8 protein-coding genes are annotated in these 12,081 nt (G+C 60.3%); 7 read left to right on the top strand and 1 reads right to left on the bottom strand.

The window, feature by feature from the left end; all coding sequences use genetic code 11:
* Positions 1-116: 116 nt before the first annotated feature.
* The 5 genes from OKC27_RS21500 to OKC27_RS21480 all read left to right on the top strand — a co-directional run bounded on the left by OKC27_RS21500 (position 117) and on the right by OKC27_RS21480 (position 8,804).
* Complete coding sequence (locus OKC27_RS21500) at positions 117-3,176, top strand: beta-galactosidase (protein ID WP_182938489.1); 3,060 nt, start codon at positions 117-119, stop codon at positions 3,174-3,176.
* Positions 3,177-3,432: 256 nt separating this feature from the next.
* On the top strand, positions 3,433-4,419 hold the full coding sequence (gene mglB / locus OKC27_RS21495) for a galactose/glucose ABC transporter substrate-binding protein MglB (protein WP_042059495.1): 987 nt from the start codon (positions 3,433-3,435) through the stop codon (positions 4,417-4,419).
* A 52-nt stretch (positions 4,420-4,471) separates the two neighbouring features.
* Positions 4,472-5,992 carry a galactose/methyl galactoside ABC transporter ATP-binding protein MglA gene (gene mglA / locus OKC27_RS21490; protein ID WP_075113798.1) on the top strand — a complete coding sequence of 507 codons (1,521 nt, stop codon included), beginning with the start codon at positions 4,472-4,474 and terminating at the stop codon, positions 5,990-5,992.
* 16 nt (positions 5,993-6,008) lie between these two features.
* Complete coding sequence (gene mglC / locus OKC27_RS21485; RefSeq protein ID WP_033136342.1) at positions 6,009-7,019, top strand: galactose/methyl galactoside ABC transporter permease MglC; 1,011 nt, start codon at positions 6,009-6,011, stop codon at positions 7,017-7,019.
* A gap of 51 nt (positions 7,020-7,070) precedes the next feature.
* Complete coding sequence (locus OKC27_RS21480) at positions 7,071-8,804, top strand: methyl-accepting chemotaxis protein (RefSeq protein WP_182938488.1); 1,734 nt, start codon at positions 7,071-7,073, stop codon at positions 8,802-8,804.
* 67 nt (positions 8,805-8,871) lie between these two features.
* Here the strand turns inward: OKC27_RS21480 and trmA are convergent, their stop codons facing one another.
* The gene (trmA, locus tag OKC27_RS21475; RefSeq protein WP_075113748.1) at positions 8,872-10,005 is read right to left on the bottom strand and encodes a tRNA (uridine(54)-C5)-methyltransferase TrmA; all 1,134 of its coding nucleotides are present in this window, start codon (positions 10,003-10,005) and stop codon (positions 8,872-8,874) included.
* Between the two features lie 170 nt (positions 10,006-10,175).
* Here trmA and OKC27_RS21470 point away from each other — a divergent pair, with 170 nt between their 5' ends.
* On the top strand, positions 10,176-11,318 hold the full coding sequence (locus tag OKC27_RS21470) for a DUF5610 domain-containing protein (protein WP_182938487.1): 1,143 nt from the start codon (positions 10,176-10,178) through the stop codon (positions 11,316-11,318).
* Between the two features lie 89 nt (positions 11,319-11,407).
* A complete protein-coding gene (locus tag OKC27_RS21465) occupies positions 11,408-11,941 on the top strand; it encodes an ATP--cob(I)alamin adenosyltransferase (RefSeq protein WP_042059505.1) in 534 nt (177 codons plus the stop codon).
* The last annotated feature ends 140 nt before the right edge of the window (positions 11,942-12,081 follow it).

The raw sequence follows: 12,081 nt of genomic DNA, 5'->3' as shown, positions 1-12,081 counted from the left end.
TGGCGATAAAATCAGATCACAAACGAAGCCTTTTTTATATCTATTTCAATTGGTTGCCGCTAAAGATCCTGTACATGTAGACTGAATACGTTTTCCAATCAGCAGGGAGAGAGTGAATGCTCAGGGAGATAGTGGCGCGTCAGGATTGGCAGACTCAGGCCATTACGTCGGTAAACCGGCTGGCTGCCCATACCCCCATGTTCAGCTGGCGCAGCGAAGCGGATGCCAGAGGTGATCTGGCCTCTTCCTCCCGTCTCTTGCTCGATGGCGAGTGGCGCTTCTCCTTCTTTGCCGCCCCCGAATTAGTGCCCGAGAGCTGGCTGGCGCAGGATCTGGTGGATGCCACTCCCATTACCGTGCCGGGTAACTGGCAGCTGGATGCCGCCTATCCGGCTGAGCGGCCGCTCACCGATGGCCCCATCTATACCAATATCAAGTACCCCTTCCCCTGCGATCCACCGCGAGTACCGGCAGAGAACCCCACCGGTTGCTACTCCCGCGAGTTCGATCTGCCTGCCGAGTGGCTGGCTAGCGGCCAGAGCCGGATCATTTTCGATGGGGTGAGCAGCGCCTTCCACCTGTTCTGCAACGGCCACTGGGTCGGCTACTCCCAGGACAGCCGCCTGCCCGCCGAGTTCGATCTGACCTCGTACCTGCACGCCGGTTGCAACCGGTTGGCGGTGCTGGTGCTGCGCTGGTCTGACGGTTCCTATCTGGAAGATCAGGATATGTGGTGGCTGTCGGGGATCTTCCGCTCCGTCAGCCTGCTGCACAAACCGATCCGCCATCTGATGGATATGCGGGTGACCCCTGAGCTGGATGCCTGTTATCGGGATGGCCGTCTCAAGATTGCACTGCAGGCGGCCAATGCGGCCGGTCTGTCGGTGGAGGCCAATCTCTATGACGGCGGCGAGCGGGTCGCGACCCTGCGCCAGCCGATCGGCACCCAGGTCATTGACGAAAAAGGGGCTTATGACGATCGCACCGAACTGTGGTTCGATGTGGCTGCGCCGCGCAAGTGGAGCGCCGAGACGCCCCATCTCTATCGACTGACCCTGACCTTGCTGGATGAGCAGGGCCAGGCCATCGAGAGCGAGGCGTGCGATGTGGGCTTTCGGGTGGTGGAGATCCGTGGCGGCCTGCTGCGGGTCAACGGTCAGCCGCTGCTTATTCGCGGTGCCAACCGTCACGAGCATCACCCCGCCAAAGGTTATGCCATCGATCGTGCCACCATGGAGCGGGATCTGCTGCTGATGAAGCGGCACAACTTCAACGCGGTGCGCTGCTCCCACTATCCCAACCACCCCGATTTTTATCGTCTGTGCGATCGGCTCGGCCTCTATGTGGTGGACGAGGCGAATCTGGAGACCCACGGCATGACCCCCATGGGGCGGCTGGCGCGGGATCCCGCCTGGAGCAACGCCTTTCTGGAGCGGGCGACCCGCATGGTGGCACGGGATTTCAACCACCCCTCGATCATCATCTGGTCGCTCGGCAACGAGTCGGGTTACGGCCCGGCCCACGATGCCATGTATGGCTGGATCAAGCGCAGCGACCCGAGCCGTCCGGTGCAGTACGAGGGGGGCGGGGCCGATACCCCGGCCACCGACATCATCTGCCCCATGTATGCCAGAACCCATCAGGATCAACCCTTCCCGGCGGTGCCCAAGTGGGCGCTGGCCAAGTGGATCGGCCTGCCCGGCGAGCACCGGCCGCTGATCCTCTGCGAATATGCCCACGCCATGGGCAACAGTCTGGGGGGCTACGCCCACTACTGGCAGGCGTTTCGCGATCATCCACGTCTGCAAGGCGGCTTTGTCTGGGATTGGGTCGATCAGGGGCTCGACAAATACACCGCCGATGGCCGCCACTACTGGGGCTATGGCGGCGATTTTGGCGATGTGCAAAACGATCGCCAGTTCTGCTGCAACGGCCTGCTGTTCCCGGATCGCACTCCCCATCCCGCCCTGTGCGAGGCGAAGCGTGCCCAACAGCCGTTCCGCTTTACCCTGCTTGAGCACACCCCGCTGCGGGTGCGGATCGAGAGCGAATACCTGTTCCGGGAAACCGACAACGAGCGGCTCAGCTGGCAGCTGTGCGAGAACGGCCATGTGCAGCAGCAGGGGGAGGTTTCCCTCACGCTGGCGCCGCAAGGGGTGGTCGAGTTGACCCTGAGCGAGACGCTGCCCGCCTTTGCGGCAGGCTCACTGGCCTGGCTCGATCTGGCCATCGTTCAGCCACAGGCCACCCTCTGGTCGCAGGCGGATCACAAGGTCGCCCGTCAGCAGTTCACCCTGCCTACCCCCCTTGCCCTGCCTGCTCCCGCCGCTGCCGCCACCCTGACCGAGCAGCCGGATGGCTGGCGGATCACTGCCGCAAACAGCCAGTGGTGGCTCGACAAGCTGAGCGGCCGCATCACCAGTTGGCAAAAATCGGGGCAGGAACAGCTGTTGGCGCCGATCATGGATCACTTCTACCGCGCGCCGCTGGACAACGACATCGGCACCAGCGAAGCGGATCACGCCGACCCTGGCTCCTGGATTGCTCGCTGGCAGGGCTGTGGCCTCGGTCAGTGGCAACACCGCTGTTTGGGGATCACTGTCGCCGGAGCGGATATCCGGGTCAGTCACGGTTACTTCCACCACGATGAGCTGTTGCTGGTGAGTTACTGGCATCACCGCTTTACCGACGATGGCGCCATGAGCCTGGAGATAGAGACCGAACTGGCGCAGACGTTGCCGTCGTTGCCGCGGATCGGTCTGCTGCTCCATCTGGCCGAGGTACCGGCGCGAGCCGAATGGCTGGGCCGAGGCCCGCACGAGAACTATCCGGATCGCCTGCTGGGCGCCGATCTGGGGCGCTGGAGTTTGCCGCTGGAGGCGATGCACACCCCTTATATTTTCCCGAGCGACAACGGCTTGCGCTGCGATACCCGTCAGCTGCAGCTGGGCAGCACGATGGTGAGCGGCACCTTCCATTTCAGTGCCAGCCGCTTCAGTCAGCAACAGCTTGCCACCGCCCGTCACCAGAGCGATCTGGTGGCCGAAGAGGGGCTGTGGGTCTGCCTCGATGGCGTCCACATGGGGGTGGGCGGCGATGACTCCTGGAGCCAGAGCGTGCGTCCCGAGTATCAGTTGCTGGGGCGCCGTTACCGCTGGGGTTGCACTCTCGGTTGAATCAGTCGGACCGTTTTGACAACAGAGCGATAACGACTAGCCTCTATGCAGTGGAATTGTTTGAGTCTCGCATTCGGGTTTAATTTTTATGTCATTGATAAATAAAACAAAACTCTCAATGTAACAGAGTGTAATCGTTTTCATTTTGTCGTCATGATCACAGAAGAAATGACAACAAACTGATTACATTGACTGGCGCTTGCTCAATTGCTCGCCACCCTACAAACAAACAGATAGATACATCGGAGCACACACAATGAAAAAACTGACGACCGTTGCCGCCCTGCTGATGGGCATGATGGCTGGCGCCAATGCCCAGGCTGACACCCGTATCGGGGTGACCGTCTACAAATACGACGACAACTTCATGGCGGTAGTGCGCAAGGCCATCGAGAAGGAGGCGGCGGCCACTCCGGGTGTGGAGTTGCTGATGAACGACTCCCAGAACGACCAGTCCAAGCAGAACGACCAGATCGACGTGCTGCTGGCCAAAGGGGTGAAGGCGCTGGCCATCAACCTGGTTGACCCGGCAGCGGCGCCGGTGGTGATCGAGAAGGCTCGCGGTGAAGATATCCCGGTGGTCTTCTACAACAAGGAGCCGAGCGCTACCGATCTGGCAAGCTACGACAAGGCCTACTACGTGGGTACCGACTCCAAGGAGTCAGGGATCATCCAGGGTCAGCTGATTGCCAAACACTGGAAAGCCCATCCGGAGTGGGATCTGAACAAGGATGGTGTGATCCAGTTCGTGCTGCTGAAAGGGGAGCCGGGCCACCCGGATGCGGAAGCCCGTACCTCCTACGTGATCAAGACCCTGAACGATGGCGGCGTCAAGACTGATCAGCTGCACATGGATACCGGTATGTGGGATACCGCCATGGCGAAAGACAAGATGGACGCCTGGATCTCCGGCCCCAACGCCAACAAGATCGAAGTGGTCATCGCCAACAACGATGGCATGGCAATGGGCGCGGTCGAGTCACTGAAAGCCCAGGGCAAGAGCAATATCCCGGTATTCGGCGTCGATGCGCTGCCGGAAGCGCTGGCCATGGTCAAGAGCGGTGCCATGGCGGGTACCGTGCTGAACGATGCGGCCAACCAAGCCAAAGCCACCTTCGAGCTGACCAAGAACCTGGCGGAAGGCAAACCGGCCGGTGAAGGTACCAACTGGAAGATCGACAACAAGGTAGTGCGCGTTGCCTACGTGGGTGTGGATAAAGACAACCTGTCCCAATTCGAGTAATTCCCCCTCCAGGGCAAGGGAGATCCCCTTGCCCTTTTTTCAACCAGATGTGATGGCTGATATGACAACACAGCAACAATCAGAATGGCTGTTGGAGATGATTGACGTCAGTAAGAGCTTTCCCGGCGTCAAGGCACTCGATAATGTCAATTTACGGGTCCGTCCTCATTCTGTGCATGCGTTGATGGGCGAGAACGGAGCGGGGAAATCCACCTTGCTCAAGTGCCTGTTCGGCATTTACGAGAAGGATCAGGGCAAGATCTTCTTCAAGGGGCAGGAGATCAACTTCACCTCCTCGAAAGAGGCGCTGGAAAATGGCGTCTCCATGGTGCATCAGGAGCTCAACCTGGTGTTGCAGCGCTCCGTGATGGATAACATGTGGCTCGGTCGCTACCCCACCAGAGGATGGTTTATCGACCACGGCAAGATGTATGACGACACCAAGCGCATCTTCGATGAGCTCGATATCGACATCGACCCGCGGGTCAAGGTGGCGACCCTGTCGGTCTCCCAGATGCAGATGATCGAGATCGCCAAGGCGTTCTCCTACGACGCCAAGATCGTCATCATGGACGAACCCACCTCCTCGCTGACCGAGAAAGAGGTGAACCACCTCTTCAAGATCATCAACAAGTTGAAGGATAAGGGGTGCGGCATCGTCTACATCTCCCACAAGATGGAAGAGATCTTCCAGCTCTGTGACGAGATCACCATATTGCGGGATGGCCAGTGGGTGGCAACCCAGCCGCTCAAGGGCATGACCATGGATCAGATCATCGGGATGATGGTCGGCCGTGAACTGACCCAGCGCTTCCCGGAAAAGACCAACCAGCCGAAAGAGGTGATCCTCGAGATCGAACACCTGACGGCGAAGAACCAGCCCTCCATTCAGGATGTGACCTTCAACCTGCACAAGGGGGAGATCCTCGGCATCGCCGGACTGGTGGGGGCCAAGCGCACCGATATCGTCGAGACCCTGTTCGGTATTCGCGATCGCAGCCAGGGCAGCATCAAGCTGCACGGCAAAGAGGTGGCCAACCACAACGCCCACGAAGCGATTCGCAACGGCTTTGCGCTGGTGACGGAAGAGCGCCGCTCCACCGGCATCTATTCGCGGCTCGATATCGCCTTCAACTCCCTGATCGCCAACATGGACAGCTACAAAGGCTCCATGGGGCTGCTCAGCGACAACAAGATGAAGAGCGACACCCAGTGGGTCATCGACTCCATGCGGGTCAAGACGCCGACCCAGCAGACCCAGATCGGTTCCCTCTCCGGGGGCAACCAGCAGAAGGTGATCATCGGTCGCTGGCTGCTGACCCAGCCGGAGATCCTGATGCTCGACGAGCCCACTCGCGGCATCGACGTCGGGGCCAAGTTCGAGATTTACCAGCTCATCCTGGAGCTGGCGAAGAAGGACAAAGGGATCATCATCATCTCGTCAGAGATGCCGGAATTGCTGGGGATCACCGACCGCATCATGGTGATGAGCAATGGCCGGGTCGCCGGGATCGTCAATACCAAAGAAACTGACCAGAGCGAGATACTGCGCCTGGCATCTCTGTACCTCTAGAGACAGGAAGACATTTATGGAGTCGGCTAAAAATTTCAATCTGATGCAGGCGCTCAAGGAAAACGCCATCTATCTGGTGCTGCTGGTGCTGCTCATGGTCATCGTGATCCAGGAGCCATCCTTCCTGAGCCTCACCAACTTCAGCAACATCCTGACCCAGTCCTCGGTGCGGGTCATCATCGCGCTGGGGGTGGCTGGCATCATCATCACCCAGGGGACGGATCTGTCGGCCGGTCGTCAGGTCGGTCTGGCGGCACTCATCGCGGCAACCATGTTGCAGGCGCTGACCAACGTCAACAAGGTGTTCCCGACGCTGGGAGAGGTGCCCATTCCGGTGGTGATCCTGCTGGTGTGTGTGGTGGGGGCGCTGATCGGTCTGGTCAACGGTCTGATCGTGGCCTACCTGAACGTCACCCCGTTCATTACCACCCTGGGCACCATGATCATCGTCTACGGCATCAACTCCCTCTACTTTGACTCGGTGGGTGCTTCGCCGGTGGCCGGGTTTGATCCCCGCTTCTCCAGCTTTGCCCAAGGGTTTATCCGGATAGGAGGATTCAAGCTCTCGTATCTCACCTTCTATGCGGCCATCGCCAGCGTCTTTGTCTGGGTGCTGTGGAACAAGACCCGCTTTGGCAAAAACATCTTCGCCATCGGTGGCAACCCGGAGGCGGCCAAGGTCTCCGGCGTCAACGTGGCGGTCAATCTGGTGATGATCTATGCGCTGGCGGGGGTGTTCTACGCCTTCGGCGGCATGCTGGAAGCGGGCCGGATCGGTAGCGCCACCAACAACCTCGGCTTCATGTACGAGCTGGATGCCATCGCGGCGTGCGTGGTGGGCGGCGTGTCGTTTGCTGGCGGGGTGGGGACGGTTGCGGGTGTGATCACCGGCGTACTCATTTTCACCCTGATCAACTATGGTTTGACCTATATCGGGGTCAGCCCTTACTGGCAGTTCATCATCAAGGGCGGCATCATCATTCTGGCGGTGGCACTGGATTCCATGAAGTACGCCAAGAAGAAATAACGATTGGCAGGGAGGGTTGGCGCTGCCAGCCCTCTCTTCTGGAGGGAACCCATGCCATTCAAGGTCAAGATTTACCTCTTGCTGCTCCTGGCCATTCTGGTCACCATCGGCACCGCCGGGCTCAGCGTCAACCACTTCATCAGTGGCTACATTCGCACTCAGGCCACCCACAACATCAACGAGCAGATCACCCTGGTCAAAGAGAAGCTGGCCAGCGACATCAATCAGAAAATCCTGTTGGCCGCCAACCTCAATTTCGGGGTGACCAACGTCAAGAAGACCCTGCAAGAGACCGGCTTTCACAATATCGTCAAGGTGATCGGCGATATGGCATTCGACGTGAGCGGGGTCATCAACGACAGCGCCAGAGTCGATGCCCTGCGCAAGCTGATCCCCGCCGCCAACAACCAGATCACCGTCAGCCCGCTGCAACAGGTGGATGGCAAGCCGGTCATCACCATTCTGGTGCCGCGCGGCGCCGATTCCGCCTATCTCTACTACCTCGACATGAGCGAGTTCAAAAGCCTGCTGGAGAAGATGAGTGGCGAAGGCCGCTACTTCTCGCTGGCCGACAGCCAGGGCAACAGCCTCTATGACAGCAAGCCGCAAGGGGAGAGCGAAGCGCGCCCCAACCAGCTGGATATTCGCGGCAGCAGCTGGACCCTGACCGGCTACATCGATCTTGACTACATCCGTGCCATGACCCGGTCCCTCAATGGCCAGATCATCATGGCGCTGCTCGGTGTGGCGATCGTGGTGATGGTGTTGGCGATGCTGGCACTCAACGTGGCCTATCGACCCATTGTCTCGTTGCGGGATCTGGTGCTGGAGCTCTCCCGTGGCAGCGGCGATCTCACTCGCCGGCTGGCGGTGACCAGCAAGGATGACCTTGGCCAGATCTCGGCCGGGATCAACCGCTTTATCGAGCGGCTGCAGGAGATGATGGGAGAGGTGCGGCAGGCGAGCGGCCAGCTCAACAGCGGCATCGAGGGGCTGGCCAGCCAGACCGGCGCCGCCCAGTCCCTGCTGGCGGACCATGTGCGCGAAACCGAGCAGGTGGTCACCGCCATCAACGAGATGAGCCGCACCGCGGTCTCCGTCTCCGAGAGTGCGGCCAGCACCGCCCAGCTCACCGGCCAGAGCCAGCAGCTGGCGAGCCAGTCCCGTCAGGTGGTGGATCAGGCGATGGCCAGCGTGATGGCGCTGGTGGACGAGGTGGAGGAGACCGCTCGCTCCATCGAAGCGATGCAGCAGGATGTGCAGCAGATTGGCTCAGTGCTGGGGGTGATCGGCAGCATTGCCGAACAGACCAACCTGCTGGCCCTCAACGCCGCCATCGAGGCGGCCCGCGCCGGTGAACAGGGTCGTGGCTTTGCGGTGGTGGCGGATGAGGTGCGCTCGCTGGCGGCTCGCACCCAGAAGAGCACTGCCGAGATCCAGACCATGCTGGCCAGCCTGCAGCGCGGCACCCGGACGGTGGTGGAGGCCATGGGCAACACCAAGCAGAGCTGTCAGGGGGCGGCCGAGAACACCACCAAGGTCAACGAGTCACTGGATCTGATGGCGGGAGAAGTGGTGGAGATCAACGATCTCATCAGCCATATCGCCACGGCGGCGGAGCAGCAGAGTGCGGTGGCCGAAGAGATCAATCGCAACATGAGCGCCATCGCCGAAGTGATCCGCCAGCTGACCCACAACGGGGAGGCAACGGTCGCCAGCTCCGCGGCGATGGGGCAGACCTACGACCGGCTGCGGGAGATCGTGGGCCACTTCCGGTTGGAGTGAGGCCGGTGTTCAGCCAATAACAAAACAGGGCCATCCGGCCCTGTTGTTGTTTTCCCGTCTGCCTGAATCAACCGGCCTTGCGGCGCAGATAGACCCCGGCTTCCATGTGATGGGTCCAGGGGAACTGGTCGAACAGGGCGAAACGGGCGATCTCGTGGGTCTCGCCCAGCACCGCCATGTTGGCCTGCAGGGTCTCGGGATTGCAGGAGATATAGAGGATGTTGTCGTACTCCTGCACCAGCTTGACCGTGGCATCGTCAAGACCGGCGCGGGGCGGGTCGACGAAGATGGTGTTGCACTGGTAGCTCTTGAGGTCGACCCCCTTGAGGCGGTTGAACTCCCGCTCGCCACGCATCGCCATGGTGAACTCCTCGGCCGACATGCGCAGGATGATCAGGTTGTCGACGCCATTGGCGGCGATGTTGAACTGGGCGGAGTCGACGCTCGGCTTGGCGATCTCGGTGGCCAGCACCTTGCGGAAGTTCTGCGCCAGCGCGATGGAGAAGTTGCCGTTGCCGCAATAGAGTTCCAGCAGGTCACCTTCGCTCCCCTTGGTCACATCGAGTGCCCAGGCCAGCATCTGCTCGTTGATGGCGGCGTTGGGCTGGGTGAAGCTGTTCTCCACCTGTTTGTAGGTGAGTTGGCGACCCGCCACGTTGAGCTGTTCGATGACGAAGTCATCCCCCAGACAGATCTTCTGCTTGTGGGCGCGGCCAATCAGCTGCAGCGCGAACCCCTTGGCGCGCAGATCGGCCTGCAGCGCCTCGGCGGCCTGTTGCCATTCGGCCTCCAGCTTGCGGTGATAGAGCAGGCTGACAATGATCTGGCCGGACTGGGTGGAGAGGTAGTCGATCTGGAACAACTTGCGGCGCAGCACAGGGTGCGGGCGCAGCCCCTCCAGCAGCAGCGGCATCAACTGGTTGATGAGGCGGCTGGCGGTGGGGAAGTGGTCTATCTTGATGATCTCTTTGGTCGCCGGGGCATACATGCAGTGGAAGAGGTCATCCCCTTCGTGCCAGATGCGAAATTCGGCGCGCATCCGGTAGTACTCTGCCGGTGAGCTGTGCACTTCCAGTGCCGGGAGGGTGAAGCCGGCAAACAGCTCGGTGAGGCGAGCGCTCTTTTCGTCGAGTTGGGCCTGATAGTCGGCCGCGGTTCTAGGCGCCGGAGCGTTCGCGGAAGGCTGTTGGGATTGGGTCATAAATACCTCACATGCACACCGGCCGGGCCGGGTCGAAATCGGGGGAAGGCAACAGGCCACCCAAAGGGGCCCGATTTTAAAAGCCAGCGGCAGATTGTCCAGTATTTTGTGGTCAAGAAGTGTTCAGTCAGGCCGATAGCTGATCTACAGGCATGGTGGGAGGACACATTATGCAAATCGAAGGCGTGGGCGCGGCCCAACCCAAGGGAGTGGGTGTTTCTCCCAAATCGCCGCAACAGGCGGAGTCGAAACAGGTCAAGAGCGAGGAGGAGGTCTCCTTGCACAAGCCGCCCAAGTGGGCGCAAGTGCTGATCCAGCAGGCGCTTCAGTTCTCGCTGGAGATCAACGGCCAGGGCTACCAGGCGCCGAAGGTGAAGGAGCCAGAGGAGATCACGCCGGAGACCCTGTTCGACTTCCAGTCGGTGGCGGACAACGTGCTGCAGTTCGTGACCGGGCGGCTAGGTGCCGCGCGGGCCGATGGCAAATCCGATGACGACCTGACCGGGATGATGGAGCAGGCCCGCAAGGGGATCGACAAGGGTTTTGGCGAGGCAAAAAAACAGCTCGGCAAGTGGGCGACCGACAACGAGGATATCAAGACCGGTATCGATCAGAGCTACAAGCTGATCCAGAAGGGGCTCGACGAGTTCGAGAAGGAGTTCTTCGGCAAGGTCTCCCCGACCGACATGGGACAGGCCGAGATGGCCAGCCGCCAGCAGGGCTATCTGGAAATCCAGACCAAGGATGGCGACAAGGTGGTGCTGCGCTTCAACGATAGCTGGCAGACCAAGTCCCAGAGCGGCGAGAGCGGCAGCCAGTTCAGCCTCAAGTCGAGCCAGAGCTTCAGCTTCTCGCTGGAGGGGGATCTCAACAGCGACGAGATGGAGTCCATCGGCAAGCTGGTCAAGGGGATCGACGAGCTGGCGGGGAACTTCTTCTCCGGCAACTTCGAGGATCTGCTGGACAAGGCGAGCGAGTTGAAACTGGATGACAGCCAGCTGGCTTCTTATTCCCTCAAGCTCAAGCAGAGCGTCAAGCTGAGCCAGACCTATCAGGGGGCACACTCCCTGCAGGATCTGATCAAGCCGTTTGCCGACTACCTGCCCAAGCTGGATCAGGTGCAGAAACAGGCGGATAGCCTGCTGCCACCATCCCAGCAACAGGCGCTGACCCCGGCCGTGCTGGCCGCAAGAGGGGAAGAGGACCCGCTGCAGGTCGATCGTTTCACCAGCTTCAACCAGCGGATGCTGGAGGCGCTGCGGATGATCAACCAGTTCCAGCCCTCCACCGAGCCCGCCAGTAAGAACGCCTGAGCCACAGCGCGTAACGCAAGTAATGACCTGCCGTTTGCCAGCCCTTCCCGGGGCTGGCAAACTGGCCTTTTCTCCAATCCGGTTGCCCCATGAACCCCAAGAAGCCAAGAGACAAGCGCGAGCTCTGCTACCCCTTTATCTTCGAAACCTCGCTCAAATGTGATTTTGAAATCGCCACCGACGAGCTCTGCTGTCAGGTCGGGGCCGTGCTGTCACACCTTGCGCCGGATGCCGATACCGAGCCCATGCTGGTGGATCTCGCGGCGTTGCAGCGGCTTATCTACAACCTCAACGGCTCGGTACGCGGCAAGCTGGGGATCTTCGACGCAGATCTTGAGTGGCTCAAGGCCCGTTACGACCACTACAACGAGGCGAGTCGCGGCAGCGTCACCGGTTTCGTGCTGCCACAGGGGCCGCAGCCCATTCCAACCCTCCATCTGTGCCGCTGCGGCAGCAAGAAGGTGGTGCGGCTGCTGGTCCGGCTGGAAGAGAGCGGGGTGGCCTTCGATCCCATTCTCTATCGCTTCGCCAACCTGCTGGCCAACTTCTTCTTCGTGCTCACCGTCTACCTCAAGCAGCGCTGGCAGGTGCCGGAAGTACCCTACGTCAGCATCAACTACTGATGGTGGCTGGTTAGGGGCCAGACGTCATGGTGGATTGAATGGAATAAAAAACCGGAGCCTTGGGCTTAATGCCAGTCAGTTAAGCCTGACTGGCATTGTTTTTATTGGCTTTTTTCACACTATACCTCTGGGGCCTTGGC

It is taken from the genome of Aeromonas sp. QDB62, assembly GCF_027705695.1.
Taxonomy (GTDB): domain Bacteria; phylum Pseudomonadota; class Gammaproteobacteria; order Enterobacterales; family Aeromonadaceae; genus Aeromonas; species Aeromonas allosaccharophila.
Note: the sequence above shows the minus strand (reverse complement) of the source record. Positions and strands in the feature narration are given on the sequence as shown.